Origin of the sequence: Phenylobacterium sp. (assembly GCF_020402505.1) — a bacterium.
In the GTDB taxonomy this organism is placed as follows: Bacteria; Pseudomonadota; Alphaproteobacteria; order Caulobacterales; family Caulobacteraceae; genus Phenylobacterium.
On sequence record NZ_JADBZL010000119.1, the window covers coordinates 1 to 20,554 of the forward strand.

Below are 20,554 nucleotides of genomic sequence, written 5' to 3' on the forward strand. Positions count from 1 at the left end.
AATCAGGCAATCGACACCCCATATCTCAGCGTGGTTTACAGCCCGCGTCCCGCCAAGGCCAGCCATGCGGCCGGCCTGCGGACGGAGGAGAGGACCCAGACGATGAATCGAATCCAGGCTGCGCTCGCGACCGCGGTCCCGGCACTGCTCCTCGCGGCGGGTCCGGCATTGGCCGACAGCGTGGGGCGGCCGCGGCCTGGCTATTGGGAGCTGACCAATGTCTTCACGGTGGTGATCACCCAGAAGAAGGTCGAGCGGCGTTGCCTGGTGGCATCCGAGATCAACAAGTTCATGACCTCGCCGTCCAACCGGCACTACGCCTGCACCTATCCCTCCCGGGCCGTCGGGGATGGGAAGATCCTGCTGAAGGGCAGTTGCGCCACCAAGGAGGGCCAGGTCGCCGATGTCACGGCGAATGGCGGCTACGCCCCTGAGTCCTTCCGCCTGAAGCTCTCCCTTTCCACGAAGATCGCCGGCATCCCCCTGGCCGGGACCGCGACGACCACCGCCCGGCGTCTGGGGGATGCCTGCCCGGCCGACGCCGTCCGGTCGGATGAGGCCAAGAGAGTCCTGAAGGGTGGGGACACCCCGCCTCAGAGTTGACCCCCTTTCCGGTGAGGCCCCCTCTGCGGGCGATTGCCGGATTCTCGCCACGCGATACACTTTCCCGGCAGGGGACGGAGGCGAGCCATGGGCATCACACGCAGACAGGCTCTGGCGGCGACCGGATCGAGCTTTCTGGGCGGGAGCCTGGCGGGCGGCGAGGCGCGGGCCGCCCTGACGCCCGGAGTCGCAGACGTCGTTGTGGTGGGCGCCGGGGTCTTTGGCGCCTGGACCGCCTGGAGTCTGAAGAAGCGCGGGCTCAAGGTCGCCCTGCTCGACGCTTACGCGCCCGGCAACGCCCGCTCGTCCTCGGGGGGCGAAAGCCGGGTGATCCGCCTCTCCTATGGCGGGGACTCGCTCTATTCGCAGATGGCGTGGGACTCCCTCGCCGCTTGGGCGGACTTGTCCGCCCGCCAGGCCCTGCCCCTGCTGCACCGTACCGGGGTGCTGTGGTTCTCCCCCGCCGGCGATGACTACATGACCCGAAGCCTCACCTGGCTGAAGGCCAATGGCGTCGCCCACCAGGCCGGGGATACGGCCTGGCTGCGCCGGCGCTATCCGCAGATCACCTTCCGAGAGGGCGAGAGCGGCTTCCTGGAGGACGACAGCGGCGCCCTCATCGCCGGGCGCGGCGTCCAGACCGTGCTGGCCGAGGCCGGGCTGACGGCGCAACGTGTCCAGGCCGGGCCACCGGTACGGCTCTCCGATGGCGCGGTGCAGGTCGGCGGGGTGACGGCGCGCTCGGCGGTCTACGCTTGTGGTCCCTGGCTGCCGAAGATCTTCCCGGACCTCCTCAAGGGGCGGATCGTCGCCACCCGGCAAGAGGTTTATCACTTTGGCCCGGCGGCGGGTGACGGGCGTTTTTCTCCGCCCGCTCTGCCGGTCTGGGCCGATTTCAACGCCGGCGATATCGTCTACGGTCTTCCGGGGCTGGAAGGGCAGGGTTTCAAGATCGCCTTCGATCGCCATGGGGTGGAAGTCGATCCTGACAATCAGGACCGCCGGGTGTCGAATGACGGGGTGGCGGAGGCCCGCGCCTATCTGGCGCAGCGCTTCCCAGCGCTCGCCGATGCTCCCTATGTCCATGGACGGGTCTGCCAGTATGAAAACACCTCGAACGGCGATTTCCTGATCGACCGGCTGCCCGGGTTCGACCGGGTATGGCTGGTCGGCGGGGGCTCGGGCCACGGCTTCAAGCACGGCCCCGCCGTGGGCGCCCGGGTGGCGCAGCATGTGTTGGACGCAGCGCTACCGATCGAACCGCGCTTCAGCCTGGCCAGCAAGCAGGCCGTGCAGCGGCGCACCGTCTACTGAGGGACCCCTCTTGGAGCGCTTTCGCTCGGGGGTGAGTTTCGAGGTTGGGGTCTGCGGGCCGCACCCCTGCCTGCGGATCATGGCCCTGTTGGTTCCAAGCCCTTCATCAGCGCGCTTGTGCGCCCCCGACCGACCCTGTTCGAACACCCCTCCAGCGGATAGTCTCTTCCCATGTCTGAAGTTGAATCCCGCCTCTCCGCCGCCGGAATCACCCTCCCGGTCCCCGTCGCGCCTGTCGCCAACTACGTCCCCTTCGTCCGGAGCGGGGTCCTTGTTCATATCTCTGGTCAGGTCTCCCTCGACGCCTCTGGGGGCGTGAAGGGGGTCGTCGGGGTCGATGTCGGTCTGGAGGCCGCCCAGGGCGCCGCCCGGCTCTGCGGGATCAATCTGCTGACCCAGATGAAGGCCGCCTGCGAAGGCGATCTCGACCGGGTGGTCCGGGTGATCAAGCTGGGCGGCTTCGTCCAGGCCGGGCCGGACTTCTTCGACATCCCCAAGGTGGTGAACGGCGCCTCGGATCTGATGGTCCTGGCGTTCGGCGACGCCGGACGTCACGCCCGCTCTGCGGTGGGGGTTTATCGCCTGCCGCTGAACTTCGCCGTCGAGGTCGACGCCGTGGTGGAGGTCCGATGAGGGCGCAGTTCGGAGAGGCCTGGGACCTTCTCTTCAGTCCCGCCATCGCCCATCGCGGCCTCTGGAGCCCGGACGGGCCGCCGGAAAACTCCCTCGGCGCCTTCCAGGCCGCCTGCCAGGCGGGCTACGGGATCGAGCTGGACGTCCACATCACGGCGGACGGAGAGGCCGTGGTCTTCCACGACAACACCCTCAAACGGATGACCGGGCGGGAAGGGCGGGTGAGGGACCACACCGCCGCCGACCTTTCGCAGATGTCGCTCAAGGGCACGGACGAGACCATCCCGACCCTATTGGAGGCCCTTGCGGTCATCGGTCACCGGGCCATGGTCCATGTCGAGCTCAAGACCCCCTTCGGCGAGGTCGGGCCGCTGGAGCAGAGGGTGCACGAGATCCTCATGGACCATGCCGGCCCCACCTGCGTGATCGGTTTCAACCCCTACAGCCACGCCTGGTTCGCCGATCGCTTCCCGGGAGTCCTGCGCGGCCTCGACAGCTATCGCTGGAATGACGAGGCCACCCACATCTCGCCTGAGCAACGCAAGGCCTTCGCCCGACTGGAACATGTGGCCATCGCCCGCCCGCACTTCCTGGCCATGAGCCTGGACACGGTTGGCCTGCCCGAGGTGGCTGTGCACCGGAAGGCGGGGATGCCCGTCATCGCCTGGACGGCCAGGACCCCCGATCAGGCGGAGGCGGCGCGGCCCCATTGCGACAACATCATCTTCGAGGGTTTTCGAGCGTGACCCTGAAGCCTGCGGTGCGCATCAGCCGCCGCATCGCCGAGATCGGCAGGGCGGACTGGGACGCCTGCGCCATATCGACAGGATATCCCTTCAACCCGTTCATCTGTTTCGATTTTCTGGACTGTGCTGAAGAGGCGGGCTGCGCTGTGGAATCCCAGGGCTGGGGGCCCCAGCACCTGGCCGTGGAAGACGAGGCGGGCCGGGTCGCCGCCGTCATGCCCCTTTACCTGAAGAGCCACAGCCAGGGGGAGTACATCTTCGACCACGCCTGGGCTGACGCCTACGAGCGGGCCGGGGGGCGCTACTATCCCAAGCTCCTGAGCGCTGCACCCTTCACCCCGGCCACGGGACCCCGACTTCTCGTGCGCCCGGATGTCGATCCGGAACAGGGCCGGAAGGCCCTTCTGGGCGGCGCCCTCACCGTCTGCGAGCGCTACGGGGCCTCGGGCCTGCACGTGAACTTCCCGACCCGCGAGGAATGGACCTGGCTGGGCGAGGCCGGAATGGCCCTGCGCGAGGGCCAGCAGTACCATTGGGTCAACCGGGGTTATGCGACCTTCGACGACTTCCTCGCCGACCTGTCCTCCGGCCGGCGCAAGACCATCCGGCGCGAGCGGCGCGACGCCATCCAGGGCCTGGAGATCCACTGCCTGACCGGCGCTGATCTCGCGGAAGAGCACTGGGACGCCTTCTACCGGTTCTACGTGGACACAGGCTCGCGGAAATGGGGCCGGCCCTACCTCAATCGCCTCTTCTTCTCCCTGCTGGGCGAGCGCATGGCCGACCGGGTCCTGCTGGTCATGGCCAGGCGGAACGGGCGCTGGATCGCCGGCGCCCTCAACCTGATCGGCGGCGACTGCCTGTTCGGGCGTAACTGGGGCTGCATCGAGGACGTGCCCTTCCTGCACTTCGAGCTCTGCTATTACCAGGCCATCGAGTGGGCCATCGGCCGGGGGCTCGCCCGGGTTGAGGCGGGCGCCCAGGGTCAGCACAAGATCGCCCGCGGCTACCTGCCCGCGCCCGTCCACTCCGCCCACTTCATCGCCGATCCCGCCCTCCGCGGGCCGGTTGAGGACTACCTCCGGCGCGAGATGCAGGCCGTCGAGCAGGAGATGGAGTGGCTGTCCGAGGCCTATTCTCCCTTCCGCCAGTCGGGAGACGCCTGAGGCCGGGCGTGCTATCCAGCGGCCGACAGACAGGGAGACCGCCATGAGCCTCGACGGCGCCTACGATCCGGGCAACATCTTCGCGAAGATCCTGCGGGGCGAGGCGCCCTGCGCCCGGGTTTTCGAGGACGAGCACGCCTTCGCCTTCATGGATGTCTTCCCGCAGAGCCGCGGCCACACCCTGGTCATTCCCAAGCACTCCGACGCCCGCAACCTGCTGGAGGAGGATCCGGCGCGGCTGGCGCCCCTGATCCTGGCCGTTCAGCGGGTGGCCCGGGCCGTGCGCACGGCCCTGTCCCCGGACGGCCTGATAGTGACCCAGTTCAACGGCGCGCCGGCGGGGCAGACCGTCTACCATCTGCACTTCCATATCATCCCGCAGTGGGCGGGCGTGGCCCTGGGGCGTCACGCCGCCGGCGGCATGGCCGACCCGGACGATCTCGCCGAGTTGGCCCGCCAGATCGCCTCGAAGATCAGCTGACCTCCTCATTTCAGGGCGGAATCCGGGCGCCAATTGCTCCCCCAAGGGGGAGCTCCGACCAAAGGTCGGTGAGGGGGTCAACGGCGTCTCGGGAGACCCCCTCCGCCGCGCTGCGCGCGCCACCTCCCCCTGGGGGGAGGAATTAGGGCGCCAATTGCTCCCCCAAGGGAGAGCTCCGACCGAAGGTCGGTGAGGGGGTCAATCCCCGTCGCCGCTGACCCCCTCCGGCCCGCTTCGCGGTCCACCTCCCCCTTGGGGGAGGAATGAGGCGGTAATTGCTCCCCATCAGGGGGAGCTCCGACCGAAGGTTGGTGAGGGGGTCAACGGCGTCCTTGGAAACCCCCTCCGCCGCGCTTCGCGAGTCACCTCCCCCTGATGGGGAGGAATGATAGACCCCATACGGGCCCGTGTGAGAACTCCGGCGGAAGCCAGGTCGGGGGCTGCAGGCCCTACGCGCCCGCAACCCGCCCGGTCAGTCCGCCAGTTCCGGCGCCGGGGAGCGTCCCGTCTTCGGGGACTCGATGACCGGGGCGCCGGGCTCGCGCTTGTCGCCCTCGATGTCGAAGGCCAGCTTGCCGTCGCGGAGCACCACCTTGACGTGGCCGCCCCGGGTGAGCCGCCCGAACAGGATCTCGTCGGCCAGAGGCTTCTTGATGTGCTCCTGGATGACCCGGCCCAGGGGTCGGGCGCCATAGAGCTCGTCGAAGCCGTTCTTGGCCAGCCAGTCCGCCGCCTCGTCGGTCGTCTCGATGGTCACATTCCGGTCGGCCAGCTGGCCTTCCAGCTGCATGACGAACTTGATCACGACCTGGCGGATGATCTCGGGCGTCAGCGACCGGAACTGGACAATGGCGTCCAGGCGGTTGCGGAATTCCGGGGTGAAGAGGCGCTTCAGGGCCTCGTCCACCTCGTCCTCCTGCTTGCCGCGGCCAAAGCCGATTGCGTTTCGCTGGGCGTCGGAGGCGCCGGCGTTGGTGGTCATGATGAGGACCACGTTCCGGAAGTCGACCTTCTTGCCGTTGGCGTCGGTCAGGACGCCGTGGTCCATGACCTGGAGCAGGATGTTGAAGACGTCCGGATGGGCCTTCTCGATCTCGTCCAGCAGGACCACGCAGTGCGGGTGCTGGTCGACCGCGTCGGTCAGCAGGCCGCCCTGATCGAAGCCCACATAACCGGGAGGCGCGCCGATCAGGCGGCTGACCGTGTGGCGCTCCATGTACTCGCTCATGTCGAAGCGCAGGAGCTCGATCCCGAGGGTCGAGGACAGCTGGCGGGCGGTCTCGGTCTTGCCGGTGCCGGTGGGGCCGGAGAAGAGGTAGCAGCCGATGGGCTTGCTCGGGTCGCGAAGGCCCGCCCGAGCCATCTTCATGGCCGCCGAAAGCTGTTCGATGGCGTCGTCCTGGCCGTAGACCGCGCGCTTGAGGTCGGTCTCCAGCTGAAGCAGGGCCTCGGTGTCGGACTTGGAGACCGACTTCGGTGGGATACGGGCGATCTTGGCGACGACGGACTCGACTTCCTTGAGGCCGATCACCTTCTTGCGGCGGCTCTCGGGCAGCAGCATCTGGCTGGCGCCGGCCTCGTCGATGATATCGATGGCCTTGTCCGGCAGCTTGCGGTCCGAGATGTAGCGGGCCGAAAGCTCCACCGCCGCCTTGAGGGCGTCATTGGTGTAGCGGAGCTTGTGGAACTCCTCGTAGTAGGTCTTCAGCCCCTTGAGGATCTTGATCGAGTCCTCGATGGTCGGCTCGTTCACGTCAATCTTCTGGAACCGCCGGACCAGGGCCCGATCCTTCTCGAAGTGCTGCCGGAACTCCTTGTAGGTCGTCGATCCCATGCAGCGCAGGGAGCCCGAGGCCAGGGCCGGCTTCAGGAGGTTCGAGGCGTCCATCGCGCCGCCCGAGGTGGCGCCGGCGCCGATCACCGTGTGGATCTCGTCGATGAACAGGATGGCGTCGGGGTGGTTCTCCAGTTCCTTGACCACCTGCTTGACCCGCTCCTCGAAGTCGCCGCGATAGCGGGTGCCGGCGAGCAGGGCGCCCATGTCGAGGGAGAAGATGGTCGAGCCGGCCAGGACCTCGGGCACCTGCTTGTTGATGATCTTCCGCGCCAGGCCCTCGGCGATAGCGGTCTTGCCAACGCCCGGGTCGCCCACCAGCAGGGGGTTGTTCTTGGTCCGGCGGCAGAGGATCTGGATGCAGCGCTCGACCTCGGCGGAACGGCCGATCAGGGGGTCGACCTTGCCCTGCTTGGCCTTCTCGTTGAGGTTCACGCAGTAGGCGTCGAGGGCCTCGCCGCCGGTCTTGACCGCCGACTTCTCCTCGTCCTCGGAGCCCTTGACGGGCTTGACCTCGCTGGCGCCGGCCTTCTTCGCGATCCCGTGAGCGATGTAGTTCACCGCGTCATACCGCGTCATCTCCTGCTCCTGCAGGAAGTAGGCGGCGTGGCTTTCGCGCTCGGAGAAGATGGCGACGAGCACGTTGGCCCCGGTCACCTCTTCGCGGCCCGAAGACTGGACGTGGATCACGGCCCTCTGGATCACGCGCTGGAAGCTGGGCGTGGGCTTGGCGTCCTCGCCATCGTCCACCACCAGGGACTTGAGCTCATTGTCCACATAGTTGGTGAGGGTGGTCTTGAGCACATCCAGGTCGACGTCGCAGGCCTTCATGACCCCCACCGAGTCCTCGTCTTCAGTGAGCGAGAGGAGCAGGTGCTCCAGGGTCGCATATTCGTGCTTGCGCTGGTTGGCGAGGGCGACGGCCCTGTGCAGGGACTCTTCGAGCTGGCGCGAGAATGACGGCACGGTCGCTAGTCCTTTTCCATGGTGCACTGCAAAGGGTGCTGGTGGCGGCGGGCGGTGTCGATGACCTGCGCCACCTTGGTTTCCGCGACTTCGTAGGTGTAGACGCCGCAGACCCCGACGCCCGTCTGATGGACGTGCAGCATGATCCGCGTCGCCTCCTCCCGCGACTTGTGGAAGTACTGCTCCAGAACGTAGACCACGAACTCCATCGGCGTGTAGTCGTCGTTCAGGATCAGCACCCGATACATCGAGGGCCGCTGGGTGCGGGTCTTGGTCTGGGTGATCACCGCAGAGCGATCGCCCGTCCCTTGATCCCCCTGCTTGCGCTCGGCCATCCGATACGTCTCCACGGGCGCCGCCGGACGGCGCCCCTCAGACCCTGATTAGATATGCCAACCCCTCAGGAATGAAAGAGGCATCGCAGGGGAGAGGACCCGCCTCGGAGCCTGGCGCCTCACTTTTCCACACTTCCCTCGCGCCCGGTCGCCCCCCTCAAGACCCTTCGCGCGACGGTTTGCGGTGCGCCAGCTCCCGGGCGGGCGCCAGGATTCCCGGTCCGAATCGGGCCCGGATCTCGTCCGCAGCGCGTTCGGCGGCGAGGGTGCGTGGGTCCTCGGGGGCAAACAGGTCGCCGCCTCCGGCTTCCGGAGCGGAAAGGTCCGACAGACCGACGCCGATCAGCCGAAAGGCCCTGTCTGCGCCGCCCGCCAGTTCTGCGGACAGGAGGTCTCGGGCTGCACCGGTCAGGGTCCGGGCGGTCTGGGTCGGCGCGGCCAGCGTCCGTCGCCGGGTCAGGATGCGGAAGTCCGGCGTCTTCAGCTTGAGGATCGCCACCCGACCGGCCTGGTCGGCGGCCCGCGCCTGCCGGGCCACGCGTTCGGCCAGCCGCACCAGATGAGCGTCCAGCGCGGCCGGATCGCTCAGGTCGGTCTCGAAGGTCGTCTCGGCGCTGATTGACTTGCGGGCCTGGCCCGGATTGACGGGCCGGCCGTCCCTTCCCAGCGACATGTCGTGCAACCTCAGGCCGAAATCCCCGAACCGGGTCGCCAGCACCTTGAGGTCAGTCCGGGCGATCTGGCCGATACGCTCGAAGCCCGCCCGCTCCAGGTTCCGGGCCATGACCGGTCCCACGCCGGGCAGCAGGCGGACCGGCCGGCCGGCGAGGAAGTCCTGAGTCTCGGCGGCCCCGATCACCGAGAAGCCCCGGGGCTTGTCGAGGTCCGAGGCGATCTTGGCCAGAAACTTGTTGGGCGCCAAGCCGATCGAGACCGTCAGGCCGGTCTCCGCCTCGATCCGCGCCTGCAGGCGGGCCAGGGTCAGGGCCGGCGGGGCCTGGTGCAGACGCTCGGTCCCGGACAGGTCCAGCCAGGCTTCGTCCAGGGAGAGGGGCTGCACCAGGGGGGTGAGGTCGCGCATCATGTCCATCAGGCGGCGGCTATCGGCCCGGTAGCGGGGAAAGTCCTGCGGCAGGACCACCGCCTGGGGGCAGGCGGCGAGGGCCTTGAACATCGGCATGGCCGAGCGGACGCCGAAGGTCCGGGCGATGTAGCAGCAGGTCGTGACCACGCCCCGGCGTCCGCCCCCTACGATCACCGGTCTGTCCCTCAGTTCAGGCCGGTCCCGCTTCTCCACCGAGGCGTAGAAGGCGTCGCAGTCGATATGGGCGATGGAGAGGGTGTCGAGCTCAGGGTGCGCCAGCCTCCGGGGCGACCCGCAGGCCGGGCAGCGCGCCGCCGGAGGGCCGGGGGCCAGGCAGTCCCTGCAGAGGGCCTTCACCGGTCCCACAGCCAGGCCGCCCCGCGGACGCCCGAGGAATCGCCAAAGCGCGGGCGCACGACCTCGCAGCGCCAGTCGTCGCTGAAGACGTGCGGACGGATCCGGTCGGCGAGGCCCTCAGCCAGGCCCGGGATCTGGCCGACCCCGCCGCCCAGGACGAGGACCGCCGGGTCCAGAAGGTTCACCACCGCCGCCAGGCCGCGGGCCAGGCGTCCGGCGTGCCGGTCCAGGGTGGCGAGGGCCCTCTCGTCGCCCTTCGCCGCAAGGCCCGCCGTGGCCTCCGCCGAAAGCCCGCGCCCATCATCCCGGGCCAGGCCCGGTCCGGAAAGCCAGGTTTCCAGGCAGCCCCGGCGACCGCACCAGCAGGCCGGGCCCGGCGTCTCCTCCGGGGTGGGCGAGGGCAGGGGGCTGTGCCCCCACTCGCCGGCGATGCCGTTGGCGCCGGTGACGAGGCGCCCGCCGACCGACAGTCCGCCCCCGCAACCCGTTCCGAGGATCACGGCGAAGACGGGATCGCGGCCCTCTGCGGCGCCATCCCGGGCCTCAGAGACCGCCAGGCAATCGGCGTCATTGGCGTAGCGCACAGGCCGGGCCAGCCGGCGGGCCAGATCCTCCGGGAAGGGACGCCCGTTCAGCCAGGTGGAGTTGGCGTTGCGCATCCGCCCAGTGTGCGGGTTCACCGAGCCGGGACCGCCGACGCCGACCCGCGCCGCCTTCGCGCCAGCCTGCCGCTCGGCCTCCTCCAGGACCTCTGCTGCGGCCTCCAGTCCCGCCTCGTAGCTTCCGGGGGTCGGCCGCCGCACGCGGGCGAGGAAATCGCCCGCCGACGACAGGGCCGCCGCCTCGATCTTGGTTCCACCCAGGTCCAGCCCGAAGGCGATCATCGGCCGGCGGGCTCCAGGGCTTCGGCGATGGCCGCTTCAAGGGCCTCCCAACCATCGATCCTGGGGTGGAGGTCGGGCCGGCTGGGCGCCATGGGTCGAAGGCGCCGGTCCGCAACGGTCTGGAAACGGACGATCTCCGGGGCGTGCTCGGCCACCGAGTCGAGATTGGGGATCATGTCGTCGATGAAGGCCGCCGGTCCGCTCGCCTGGGCCGCCAGGAGCGCGGCCACCGGCCCCTTCAGCCCGCTGTTCACCAGAAGCGGATAGTCCATGCCATGCTTCTTCAGCCAGCGCGCCCGCCCCTCCAGCGCCTGTCCCGGGGCGTTGGTGAGAATCACGATGTCCGCGCGCCGGGACAGACGGGCCAGGGCCTCTGGGCCGCCCTCGGCGACCGGCATGTCCTCGACCGCATCCCGGAAGAAGGTCTGGAAGTGGGCCTGGCCGGTTTCGATGTCGATGTGCCGGTCCTCGCCCGGTCGGTAGATGTTCTGGAAGAGGGCGAAACGGTCGAACCGCATCTCGAACCCCTGGGTCGCCAGATACCGGGCGAAGCCTTCCATGAAGAGGCCCAGAACCTCATCGACATCGACAATGATCAGCGGCCGCCGCCCGCTGACTCCAAGGGCCTTCAGGTCCGGAGGCGGGTGATCTGGCGAGGTGAAGGTCATGAATGTTGCCCAGATAACGGAAGCTTAAGGATATCCATGGGATAGGTTGTGTTGAAAGGTGTTCCCGGCCCGCCTCGGGAGCCAAGTGCAGGTCGGTGAACGCATGGCCAAGAAAGTCCTCATCGTCGAGGATAACGAGCTGAACATGAAGCTTTTTCATGATCTGCTCGATGCTCAGGGCTATGAGACGCTTCAGACCCGCGAGGGCCTGGAGGCCCTGTCTCTTGCCCGCGAACAGCGCCCTGACCTGATCCTGATGGATATCCAGCTCCCGGAGATTTCCGGCCTGGAGGTCACAAAGTGGCTGAAGGCGGATGATGAGCTGTCCTCCATCCCGGTCGTCGCCGTCACCGCCTTCGCCATGAAGGGCGACGAGGAGCGGATTCGGCAGGGGGGATGTGAGGCCTATATCTCGAAGCCGATCTCCGTCTCGGGCTTCCTGGAGACGATCCGCCAGTTGCTGGACTAGGTCATGACCGCCCGCATCCTGATCGTGGACGACGCCGAGGGGAGCCGTCGTGTCCTCGAAGCCAAGCTGACCGCTGAGTACTATCAGGTCACCACTGCGGCGGATGGCGCGAGCGCTCTGGAGATCGCCGCCCGGGAGCCGCCGGACATTATTCTGCTGGACCTCATCATGCCGGGTCTGGACGGCTTTCAGGTGTGCAGGTTGCTGAAGGCCGACGACAATCTCAAGCGCATTCCGGTTGTCTTGCTGACCGCTGTCGACAGCCAGGAGGCGCGGCTGGAGGGTTTCGAAGCCGGGGCGGACGAGTTCTTGTCCAAGCCCATCGACGACCTTGTCTTGTTCGCCCGGCTGCGCAGTCTCGCACGCCTCAAGGTCATGATCGATGAGCTGGGCGAACACGAGGAGAGCAGCCGCAGGATGGGCGTTACGCCCATGCCGGGGTCCCGTTTGAGCGCTTCCGGGGGTCGGATTCTCGTCGTTGATGATGATCGGGTGCAGGCCGAGGCCCTGTCCGAAGACCTCTCCGTCGAGCACAGGCCGGTGATCGAAACCGACCCCCAACAGGCCCTCATCTCCGCCCGGGGACCGATTGACCTGGCGGTGATCAATGTTGCGAGCCGTGGTTTCGACGCTCTGCGTCTGGTCGCCCAGCTCAGGTCTGGCGAACATTCGCGTCAGGCTCCAATCCTCGCCGTCGTTGACCCTAAGGACCGTGGTCGCCTGCTCAGGGCCCTGGACCTGGGCGTCAACGATCTGCTGCCAAAGCCCTTCGATCCGCTTGAGCTCCGGGTCCGGGTTCGGGCTCTGATCCGCCGCAAGCGTTATGCCGACTATCTTCGGGACGCTGTCGCTCAGTCTTTCGAGATGGCGGTCATCGACCCACTGACCGGGCTCAACAATCGCCGATACATGATGGGGCAGTTGGACGCCCTGTTCGAGCGATCCGCACCAGGGGCCGAACCTGTTTCTCTTCTGATGGTCGATATCGATGACTTCAAACGTGTCAATGACACCTGGGGTCATGTCCTGGGTGACGACGTTCTGCGGGAGGTGGCCATTCGACTCGCCGCCAGCGTCCGCGCCATCGACCTGCCCTGCCGCTTCGGGGGAGAGGAGTTCGTGGTCGTCATGCCGGCGACCCGCCTGAGTGATGCCGAGCGGGTCGCCGAACGCATCCGGGACGCGATCTCCGACAAGGTTATTGTCTCGGGCGACCAGGAGATTCCGATCTCGGTCTCGGTGGGGGTGTCGGCCAGCGACGGCCCTGATGATCGCCCGGAATCCCTGCTTCGCCGGGCCGACGAGGCGCTCTACCAGGCCAAGTCCGCCGGTCGCAACCGGGTGGTGATCCACACCCCTCGGAGTTGAGGCGAGCCTGCCCGCAAACGAAAAACGCCCGGCTGACGCCGGGCGCTTTCATGTTCGGAGGCCTTTGACGGTCTACTTGATCTTGCCTTCACGGAACTCCACGTGCTTGCGCGCAATGGGGTCGTACTTCTTGAGGACCAGCTTTTCGGTCATGGTCCGCGCGTTCTTCTTCGTCACATAGTAGAACCCGGTGTCGGCCGACGAGTTCAGCTTGATCTTGATAGAGGCGGGCTTCGCCATGGTCGGTCCTCGCGGGGCCGGTCACGCCGGCAGGGTTCGTAAAGAGCGGCGGAAAATACGAATCCCCGACGCAAAGTCAATGCGCCCTAGAGTTCCCTTGGCCGGGCCGGTCCCATCCGGAAGCGCATGTACGGGATGGGACGGTGGGGGTTGTCGAGGCGCTCGCGCGTCTCCTGGATCACCGCCCGCGTCACCGTCGGCAGGGGGAGCTCAAGGGCGTCCTCCAGCTCGAACCAGGCGATCTCCTCAAGTTCGCCGCAGTCCGGCTGCCGCTCCAGGCTGACCAACCGTTCGGCGTCGGCCATGAGGAACCAGGTGTCGAAGCGCTTGCCGACGTTCGGCGGGGTCACCGCCCGGTAGATGATCGACAGGGCCTCAAGGTCGGGCTGGACGCCCTGTTCGAGAAACTCGCGCCAGGGGCCGGCGATTGGCCGCGGCTCGGTCGGACGGCCCAGCAGAAGGCCGGCCTCCTCCCAGGTCTCGCGGATCGCCGCCTTGCCGAGGGCCCGTCCCTTGTTGAGGGGCATGTAGGCCTCGAACTTTCCAGCGACCTCGGGCCGCAGGTCCGTCGCCGCCGGGGCGCGGAAGTCCGCCCGGTCGATCCGCCCGCCCGGGAAGACCCAGAGGTTCGGCATGAAGTTGTGACCGCCGTGCCGCTTGCCCATCAGGACGCGGGGCTTCGGCCCGTCGCGCCGGATGATGAACAGGGTGGCGGCGTTTCGCGGACGCACGGCCTTGGCGCCTTCCGGGCGCATGGGCGTGCGTTCCACGGCTCGGTTCGGTTGGAGTGTGTCGCTCATGGCCGGACTTTAGGCCCTGCCGCCCCCTCCGCAAGTGCGACCTTACGGAACCCGGCCGGTCGGTGTCATCGGCGCTTGCCCTTGCGAACCCCCGGAGGCGGTCCGCCGCGTCGACGGGCGTCGACGGCGCCGGGGCGGCGCGGTCCGCGTCCGCGGGGCGGCGGCGGGACCCCGGGCACGGGATCGCTGAGCATGTCGAACAGGAGGCCGCCAGTGACCGGTGTCGCCTCCACCAGCCGCACCTCGACCGGAAGGCCCAGGGGCCAGTGCGCGCCGGACCGCTCGCCCACCAGGGCGTGGGCCGTCTCGTCGTGGACGAAGAACTCCCCGCCGAGGCGCGAGATCGGGACCAGTCCGTCCGCCCCGGTCTCATCCAGGCGGATGAACAGGCCGAACCGGGTCACGCCGCTGATCCGCCCGGTGAAGATCGCCCCCACTCGGTCGGCAAGGAAGGCCGCGACATAGCGGTCGATGGCGTCGCGCTCCGCCGCCATGGCCCGCCGCTCCGCCGCGGTGATCATCTCGGCGGTGCCCTTCAGCTGGGCGATGTCGCGGTCGGTCAGGCCGTCCTCCCCCAGTCCCAGGGCGCGGATCAGGCCCCTGTGGACGATGAGGTCGGCGTACCGGCGGATCGGCGAGGTGAAATGGGCGTAGCGGTCGAGGTTCAGGCCGAAGTGGCCGATGTTGTCGGTGTCGTAGATCGCCTGCATCTGGCTGCGCAGCACCACCTCGTTGATGATCGCCGCACTGGGGCTCTCGCGGGTCTCCTCCAGCAGTCTGTTGAACCGGTCGGTGCGGGGCGCCTCGCCCTTGGACCAGGGCAGGCCCAGGGTCGCCAGGAAGTCGGCAAGGGCGTGGACCTTCTCCTGGCTGGGGGTGTCGTGCACCCGGTAGATCAGCGGCGTCTTGCGAGCCTCGAGGGTCTGGGCGGCGCAGACATTGGCCTGGATCATCATCTCTTCGATGAGCTGGTGCGCGGGCAGCACCGCCCGGGCCCGGATGGCGGTGATCTGGCCCTCGGCGTCCATCAGGATCCGGCGCTCGGGGCTCTCGATGGCCAGGGGGGAGCGTCTGCGCCGCGCCGCCAGCATGACGGCGTAAGCGGCGTAGAGGGGCTTCAGCACCCCGTCCAGGAGCGGCCCGGTGATGTCGTCGGGCTGACCGTCGATGGCCGCCTGCGCCTGCTCGTAGGACAGTTTTGCCGCAGACCGCATCAGGCCCCGGACGAAGCGGTGACCTGTCTTCCGCCCGCTGGCGTCAAAGACCATCCGCACCGCCAGGCAGGCCCGGTTCTCGCCGGCGCGGAGGCTGCAGAGCCCTGCAGAGAGGCGCTCCGGCAGCATGGGCTCCACCCGGTCGGGGAAATAGACGCTGTTGCCCTTGTCCCGGGCGGTGCGGTCCAGCGCCGAACCCGGCCGGACATAGGCGGCGACGTCGGCGATGGCCACCCACACCACCCAGCCGCCGGGGTTGCCCGCGTCTGCGTCGGGTTCGGCGTAGACGGCGTCGTCATGGTCCCGGGCGTCCGGCGGATCGATGGTCACGAGGGGCAGGGCGCGCAGGTCCTCGCGGCCGGAGAGGTCCGCCTCGCGGGCGGCCTCCGCCTCGGCCTCTGCGGCCTCGGGAAAGCCCGTCGGGATGCCATGGGCGTGGATGGCGATGAGCGAGGCGGCCCGGGGATCATCCTCCCGACCGACCCGTTCGAGGATCTCGCCCCGGTGCAGGCCGAAGCGTCGATCCCCGGGGGTCAGGCGCGCCACCACGAGGTCCCCGTCGCGGAGATCGGTCGGCGCGGCGCCCTCGATCAGGACCTGGTCCCGCGAGCGCCGGTCGACCGGCTCCACCCGGACCTGACGGGCCGACTTGCGCACCACGCCCAGCACCCGGTGGACGGCGGCGCCCAGGCGCTTGATCAGCTGCGCCTCGGTCTCACCCGCCTCGGTGGTTTCGAAGCGGACCAGAAGTCGGTCGCCAAGGCCCGGCGCGCCCGCCGTCGCTTCGTTCCGGTCGGGCGCGAGGCGGACCAGGGGGGCGTCCTCGCCCTTGACCAGGCGCACCAGGAGCTCGCCGTCCGGATCGCGCTCCACCACCTCGGCCACCCCCACCGGGGGCAGCTCTCCGCTGATGGCGACTCCCTTGCGTCCCCTGCGTCCCAGGGCCCCGCTGTCCTGCAATTCGCGCAGCATGTCGCGCAGGGCGATGCGGTCGGCGCCCTTGAGCCCGAAGGCCCGGGCGATGTCGGACTGCTCGGCCTCTCCGGTCTCGCGGATGAAGGCCAGCAGGGTCTCGCGGTCGGGCAGGCCCTTGGGCGGCCGCCCACCGGAGCGGGGGGCGCCGGATCGGGCGCCGTCCGGGCGATGACGGGGGGGTCTGGGTCTGGCCATGGCCTAGGCTAGACCCATTCTCAGGACTTCGCTCCCGGCTTTGCGGTCTTTCGCGCAGCGGGCTTCTTGGCGGCGGGCCTTTTCGCTGCGGGCGCCTTGGCGGTCGTCGCCTTGGCCGCGGGGGCCTTGCGGGCCCGTCCCTTCGCCGTCGGGGCCTTGGCTGCGCGTGCGGCCAGAAGCTCCACGGCTGCTTCCAGGGTCAGTTCCGCCGGATCGGCGCCCCTGGGGATGTTGGCGTTGACCTGGCCGTGCTTCACATAGGGCCCGAAGCGCCCGGACAGAATCTTCACCGGCGCGCCGTCCGCCGGATGGGCGCCCAGGTCCCGGAGGGCCGCGGCCTCCCCGCGACCCGCCCGGCCCCCGGCCTTCTTTTCGGCCAGCAGGGTCACGGCCCGGTTCACACCGACCTCGAAGACCTCGTCCACCCCCGGCAGGTTGGCGTAGACCCCCGCATGCTGGACAAAGGGCCCGTACCGGCCGATCCCGGCCAGGATGACGCCGCCATCCTCAGGGTGAAGACCCACCTCCCGAGGCAGGCGCAGAAGCCTCAGGCCCTTCTCCAGGTCCATGGCCTCGGGCGACCAGCCCTTGGGCAGGGAGGCGCGCTTGGGCTTGTCGCCTTCGCCCAGCTGGACGAAGGGGCCGAACCGGCCGGACTTCAGGAAGACGGTGAGCCCCGTCTCGAGGTCCGTTCCCAGCTCGCGGTCGCCGGAGGGCGTCTCGCCATCCTCCGAAGGAGGGCCGAACTTCCGGGTGTAGCGGCACTCCGGATAGTTGGAGCAGCCGATAAAGGGCTCAAAGCGGCTGGGCTTGAGAGACAACTCTCCCGTCCCGCACTTCGGACAGGTCCGGCCCCCCTCGCCCGGGAACAGGAAGGGCCCCAGGGTGGTGTTCAGGGCCTCGATGACATCGCGGGTGGGCTGTTTGAGGACCTCGGCGGTCGCCGGCTGGAACTCGCCCCAGAACTCCCGGAGCAGGGCCTTCCAGTCGAGATCGCCGGCCGAGACCTGGTCCAGCTTCTCCTCGAGCGCCGCCGTGAAGTCGTACTCGACATAGCGGTTGAAGAAGGATTCCAGGAACACCGTGACCAGGCGCCCCTTGTCCTCCGGGATGAAACGGTTCTTGTCCATCCGCACATAGCTGCGGTCCCGCAGGACCGACAGGATGGAGGCGTAGGTGGAGGGGCGCCCGATCCCGAGTTCCTCCATCTTCCGGACCAGGCTGGCTTCGGAATAGCGCGGCGGCGGTTCGGTGAAGTGCTGGTCGGCCTTGGCCTTGCGCACCTCCGCCACGGCGCCCTCGTTCAGGACTGGAAGGCGGCCCCCTTCCTCGTCCTCGGGATCGTCCCGCCCCTCCTCGTAGACCTTGAGGTAGCCGTCGAAGAGGATGACCTGACCCGTGGCCCGCAGGCCGGTGCGGCCGTCCGGAGTGGAGATGTCCACCGTCGTCCGCTCGATCCGGGCCGACTCCATCTGCGAGGCCAGCATCCGCTTCCAGATCAGCTCGTAGAGGCGGCCCAGGTCGCCCTCCAGCCGCAGGGAGCCGGGATTCCGCGCCAGGCTCGTGGGACGGATCGCCTCGTGGGCCTCCTGGGCGTTCCGCGCCTTGGTCCGGTACTGCCGGGGCGCCTCCGGCAGATAGGTCCCGCCGAACAGGCCGGAGATGACCTGGCGGGCTTCCTGCAGGGCCTCCGGCGCCGACTGGACGCCATCGGTCCGCATGTAGGTGATCAGGCCGACGGTCTCGCCGCCGATGTCGACGCCTTCGTAGAGCTTTTGCGCGGCCTGCATGGTCCGCTGGGCCGAGAAGCCCAGCTTGCGCGCGGCCTCCTGTTGCAGCGTGGAGGTGGTGAAGGGGGGGGCGGGAGAACGCCGGGCCGGTTTCTTCTCCACCGCCGAGATGGTGAAGGCGCCGGCTTCCACCGCCTTGCGGGCGGCCTCGGCGGCGTCCATGTCGCCCAGGTCGAACTTGGTCAGCTTCCGCCCCTCGTGCACCGCCAGCCGGGCTGTAAAGGGGGCGCCGGCCGAGGTCATGTCGGCCTCCACCGTCCAGTACTCGCGCGTGATGAAGCGCTCGATCTCGATCTCACGGTCGACGACCAGCCGCAGGGCCACCGACTGGACCCGGCCCGCGGACCGGGCCCCCGGCAGCTTGCGCCAAAGCACGGGGGAAAGGTTGAAGCCGACCAGGTAGTCCAGCGCCCGTCGGGCCAGGTAGGCCTCGACCAGCTCCATGTCGATCTGGCGCGGCGACTTCATCGCCTCGGTCACCGCCGACTTGGTGATTGCGTTGAACACCACCCGTTCGACAGGCTTGTCCTTCACGGCGCGCTTGGCGCGCAGCACGTCCAGCACGTGCCAGGAGATGGCCTCGCCCTCGCGGTCGGGGTCGGTGGCCAGGATGATGCGATCGGACGCCTTCGCCGCCTCGGCGATCTCCGAAAGGCGCTTGGCGGCCTTGGCGTCGACCTCCCAGGACATGGCGAAGTCCTCGTCCGGGCGGACCGAGCCATCCTTGGGCGGCAGGTCGCGGACGTGGCCATAGCTCGCCAGAACCTTGTAGTCCGAGCCCAGGTACTTGTTGATGGTCTTGGCCTTGGCGGGGCTCTCGACGATAACGAGGTGCATGCAGGTCCTTGGGGCCGACGGGCTCTGGAAGGGGCGGGAAAGTGGGCCGCGGATAGGCCGCCTGTCAACTTGGCCCGCAGAAGGGGCCTTTGTCAGGCAAGCGCCGCACCCCCTCCGGTGGTGAAGATCACACGTCCGGAAAGTTCAAGCTCGGCCAGGGCGGCATTCACTTCTGAGGTCGTGAGGCCGGACAGTCGAACAATATCGTCCCTGGGCGCGGGGGAGGGCGACAAAAGATCCAGAACCTTTTGCCGCGCCGTTTCCGGCGCCTCGCCGCCGGGCTCGCGCCCGGTCTGGGGGAAGGGATCGAAGGGGCGGTCCGGCTCGGCGAGGCCGGACAGGCCGGCCAGGGCGCGAAGCACGTCCTCGCCGCCCTCGCAGACGGCTGCGCCCTGCCGGAGCAGGTCATTGCCGCCCCGGGATCGGGGGTCGAGGGGCGAGCCCGGGACGGCGAGGACTTCGCGGCCCATCTCCGCCGCCAGCCGGGCGGTGATGAGCGAGCCGGACCTGAGTTCGGCCTCCACCACCACGACGGCGCGGGCAAGCCCGGCGATGATCCGGTTGCGTCGGGGAAAGTCCGCCGCCGTAGCCGTGCGGCCGGGCGGGTTCTCGGAGACCATGCATCCTCCGGCGGCGAGGATGGCGGCGTATAGGTCGGCGTGCTGGGAGGGATAGATGTCATCCACGCCTCCCGCGAGGACCGCCGCCGTCCCGGTGGCCAGGGCCCCCTGGTGGGCCGCGCCATCGATCCCCCGCGCCAGACCCGACACGACGGTCAGGCCCGCGGCGCCGAGTTCGGTGGCGAGGGTTCCGGCGAACCTGAGGCCGAGGGCCGAGGCGGCTCGCGCGCCAACGACAGCGGCGCATGTCCGCTCGAGGGGGCGAAGGTCGCCCAGCACCCAGATCAGCGGCGGCGGCGGATCGAGGGCGGCCAGCAGGGCCGGGAAGTCGGGATCACAGGACAAGAGCAGGCGTGCGCCGAGGGCTTCTCCCGCTGCGATCTCCTCCTCCGCCTGCGCTGCGGTCTGGGGGGCGAGGGGCCCAACCCTTCCCACCCTGCGGGCCAGGTCCGGCAGGGCCTCGAGAGCGAGGGAAGGATCACCGAACCGCCGGATCAGCTCCCGGAAGGTCACGGCCCCGACGCTGGGGGTCCGCGCCAGCCGCAGCCAGTCCCGTCTGAAGGCGGCGGCGCGGTCCGTCACGGGGCCCCGGGCGGGGATTCGGGCGGGGCTTCGGCCGCTTTCCCGCCGCCGATGCGGGGCTCCTGGCCCTTGAGGATGCGCCTGAGGTTGTCCTGATGGCGCACGAAGATCAGGGCGCCCATGAAGAGGGTCAGGGTCACGATGGCGTGGGGGGAGTGGAAGACGAAGAGGGCGAACAGCGGGGCCAGGGCGGCGGCGGTGAGGCCGGCCAGGGAGGAGATTCTGAAGAAGAAGGCCATCACGAGCCAGGTCGCCGCAGCGGTGGCCCCCAGGGGGAAGGCGGCGGCGAGCAGGGTGCCGAAATATGTGGCGACGCCCTTGCCGCCCCTGAACTTCAGGAAGACCGGGAAGAGGTGGCCGAGGAAGGCGGAGCCCGCCGCCAGGGCCACCATC

At 68.9% G+C, this 20,554-nt stretch carries 19 protein-coding genes; 8 read left to right on the plus strand and 11 right to left on the minus strand.

Going from position 1 to position 20,554, the window contains the following annotated elements:
* The 6 genes from IM632_RS08715 to IM632_RS08740 all read left to right on the plus strand — a co-directional run.
* Positions 1-603 (plus strand): DUF3617 family protein (locus tag IM632_RS08715; protein ID WP_296552235.1); only part of this gene is annotated, 603 nt, incomplete at its 5' end.
* 87 nt (positions 604-690) lie between these two features.
* Positions 691-1,917 (plus strand): FAD-dependent oxidoreductase, encoded by a 1,227-nt coding sequence (locus tag IM632_RS08720; RefSeq protein WP_296481191.1) that lies wholly within the window; start codon positions 691-693, stop codon positions 1,915-1,917.
* 171 nt (positions 1,918-2,088) lie between these two features.
* The gene (locus IM632_RS08725; protein WP_293514684.1) at positions 2,089-2,550 is read left to right on the plus strand and encodes a RidA family protein; all 462 of its coding nucleotides are present in this window, start codon (positions 2,089-2,091) and stop codon (positions 2,548-2,550) included.
* Positions 2,547-3,296 (plus strand): glycerophosphodiester phosphodiesterase, encoded by a 750-nt coding sequence (locus IM632_RS08730; RefSeq protein ID WP_296481194.1) that lies wholly within the window; start codon positions 2,547-2,549, stop codon positions 3,294-3,296. Before IM632_RS08725 ends, IM632_RS08730 begins: the two co-directional genes overlap by 4 nt.
* The gene (locus IM632_RS08735) at positions 3,293-4,462 is read left to right on the plus strand and encodes a GNAT family N-acetyltransferase (RefSeq protein ID WP_296481197.1); all 1,170 of its coding nucleotides are present in this window, start codon (positions 3,293-3,295) and stop codon (positions 4,460-4,462) included. Before IM632_RS08730 ends, IM632_RS08735 begins: the two co-directional genes overlap by 4 nt.
* Positions 4,463-4,505: 43 nt before the next feature.
* A complete protein-coding gene (locus tag IM632_RS08740; RefSeq protein ID WP_296481199.1) occupies positions 4,506-4,943 on the plus strand; it encodes an HIT family protein in 438 nt (145 codons plus the stop codon).
* Positions 4,944-5,415: 472 nt separating this feature from the next.
* Here the strand turns inward: IM632_RS08740 and clpA are convergent, their stop codons facing one another.
* The 5 genes from clpA to IM632_RS08765 form a co-directional block, all read right to left on the minus strand.
* Complete coding sequence (gene clpA, locus IM632_RS08745; protein ID WP_296497772.1) at positions 5,416-7,743, minus strand: ATP-dependent Clp protease ATP-binding subunit ClpA; 2,328 nt, start codon at positions 7,741-7,743, stop codon at positions 5,416-5,418.
* 5 nt (positions 7,744-7,748) lie between these two features.
* Positions 7,749-8,078: an ATP-dependent Clp protease adapter ClpS gene (clpS, locus tag IM632_RS08750; protein ID WP_110449765.1), complete on the minus strand. Its 330-nt coding sequence runs from the start codon at positions 8,076-8,078 to the stop codon at positions 7,749-7,751.
* 157 nt (positions 8,079-8,235) lie between these two features.
* Entirely contained in the window at positions 8,236-9,519 is a 1,284-nt protein-coding gene (locus tag IM632_RS08755; RefSeq protein ID WP_296479930.1) for a DNA polymerase IV, read from the minus strand.
* A complete protein-coding gene (locus tag IM632_RS08760) occupies positions 9,516-10,403 on the minus strand; it encodes an ROK family protein (protein WP_296479928.1) in 888 nt (295 codons plus the stop codon). The genes IM632_RS08755 and IM632_RS08760 overlap by 4 nt, the downstream gene beginning before the upstream one ends.
* Positions 10,400-11,071, minus strand: a complete 672-nt coding sequence (locus IM632_RS08765; protein WP_296479927.1) for a hypothetical protein — start codon at positions 11,069-11,071, stop codon at positions 10,400-10,402. Before IM632_RS08765 ends, IM632_RS08760 begins: the two co-directional genes overlap by 4 nt.
* 103 nt (positions 11,072-11,174) lie before the next feature.
* On the opposite strand from IM632_RS08765, the gene IM632_RS08770 reads away from it, so the two are divergent.
* Positions 11,175-11,540 (plus strand): response regulator, encoded by a 366-nt coding sequence (locus tag IM632_RS08770; RefSeq protein WP_293514294.1) that lies wholly within the window; start codon positions 11,175-11,177, stop codon positions 11,538-11,540.
* A 3-nt stretch (positions 11,541-11,543) separates the two neighbouring features.
* The gene (locus tag IM632_RS08775; protein WP_296497770.1) at positions 11,544-12,908 is read left to right on the plus strand and encodes a PleD family two-component system response regulator; all 1,365 of its coding nucleotides are present in this window, start codon (positions 11,544-11,546) and stop codon (positions 12,906-12,908) included.
* Between the two features lie 72 nt (positions 12,909-12,980).
* Here the strand turns inward: IM632_RS08775 and rpmG are convergent, their stop codons facing one another.
* From rpmG to IM632_RS08805, 6 genes are all read right to left on the minus strand, one after another.
* On the minus strand, positions 12,981-13,148 hold the full coding sequence (gene rpmG / locus IM632_RS08780; protein ID WP_110449769.1) for a 50S ribosomal protein L33: 168 nt from the start codon (positions 13,146-13,148) through the stop codon (positions 12,981-12,983).
* Positions 13,149-13,234: 86 nt separating this feature from the next.
* Positions 13,235-13,948 (minus strand): NUDIX hydrolase, encoded by a 714-nt coding sequence (locus IM632_RS08785; protein ID WP_296479925.1) that lies wholly within the window; start codon positions 13,946-13,948, stop codon positions 13,235-13,237.
* A 65-nt stretch (positions 13,949-14,013) separates the two neighbouring features.
* Positions 14,014-16,332 (minus strand): ribonuclease R, encoded by a 2,319-nt coding sequence (gene rnr / locus IM632_RS08790; protein ID WP_296523132.1) that lies wholly within the window; start codon positions 16,330-16,332, stop codon positions 14,014-14,016.
* Positions 16,333-16,352: 20 nt separating this feature from the next.
* Positions 16,353-18,959 carry a type I DNA topoisomerase gene (topA, locus tag IM632_RS08795; protein ID WP_296503899.1) on the minus strand — a complete coding sequence of 869 codons (2,607 nt, stop codon included), beginning with the start codon at positions 18,957-18,959 and terminating at the stop codon, positions 16,353-16,355.
* A gap of 92 nt (positions 18,960-19,051) precedes the next feature.
* The gene (dprA, locus tag IM632_RS08800; RefSeq protein ID WP_296479922.1) at positions 19,052-20,161 is read right to left on the minus strand and encodes a DNA-processing protein DprA; all 1,110 of its coding nucleotides are present in this window, start codon (positions 20,159-20,161) and stop codon (positions 19,052-19,054) included.
* Positions 20,158-20,554: glycerol-3-phosphate acyltransferase (locus tag IM632_RS08805; RefSeq protein WP_296552238.1), on the minus strand; the 397-nt coding region annotated here is incomplete at its 5' end. The genes IM632_RS08805 and dprA, both read right to left, overlap by 4 nt.

Excerpts from the sequence above, each read along its gene's own strand:
- rpmG (WP_110449769.1), bottom strand. The coding sequence starts at position 13,148 with ATGGCGAAGCCCGCCTCTATCAAGATCAAGCTGAACTCGTCGGCCGAC.
- IM632_RS08725 (WP_293514684.1), top strand. The coding sequence starts at position 2,089 with ATGTCTGAAGTTGAATCCCGCCTCTCCGCCGCCGGAATCACCCTCCCG.
- topA (WP_296503899.1), bottom strand. The coding sequence starts at position 18,959 with ATGCACCTCGTTATCGTCGAGAGCCCCGCCAAGGCCAAGACCATCAAC.
- IM632_RS08760 (WP_296479928.1), bottom strand. The coding sequence starts at position 10,403 with ATGATCGCCTTCGGGCTGGACCTGGGTGGAACCAAGATCGAGGCGGCG.
- IM632_RS08730 (WP_296481194.1), top strand. The coding sequence starts at position 2,547 with ATGAGGGCGCAGTTCGGAGAGGCCTGGGACCTTCTCTTCAGTCCCGCC.
- IM632_RS08770 (WP_293514294.1), top strand. The coding sequence starts at position 11,175 with ATGGCCAAGAAAGTCCTCATCGTCGAGGATAACGAGCTGAACATGAAG.
- IM632_RS08785 (WP_296479925.1), bottom strand. The coding sequence starts at position 13,948 with ATGAGCGACACACTCCAACCGAACCGAGCCGTGGAACGCACGCCCATG.
- IM632_RS08765 (WP_296479927.1), bottom strand. The coding sequence starts at position 11,071 with ATGACCTTCACCTCGCCAGATCACCCGCCTCCGGACCTGAAGGCCCTT.
- IM632_RS08720 (WP_296481191.1), top strand. The coding sequence starts at position 691 with ATGGGCATCACACGCAGACAGGCTCTGGCGGCGACCGGATCGAGCTTT.
- IM632_RS08740 (WP_296481199.1), top strand. The coding sequence starts at position 4,506 with ATGAGCCTCGACGGCGCCTACGATCCGGGCAACATCTTCGCGAAGATC.
- clpS (WP_110449765.1), bottom strand. The coding sequence starts at position 8,078 with ATGGCCGAGCGCAAGCAGGGGGATCAAGGGACGGGCGATCGCTCTGCG.
- IM632_RS08775 (WP_296497770.1), top strand. The coding sequence starts at position 11,544 with ATGACCGCCCGCATCCTGATCGTGGACGACGCCGAGGGGAGCCGTCGT.
- rnr (WP_296523132.1), bottom strand. The coding sequence starts at position 16,332 with ATGGCCAGACCCAGACCCCCCCGTCATCGCCCGGACGGCGCCCGATCC.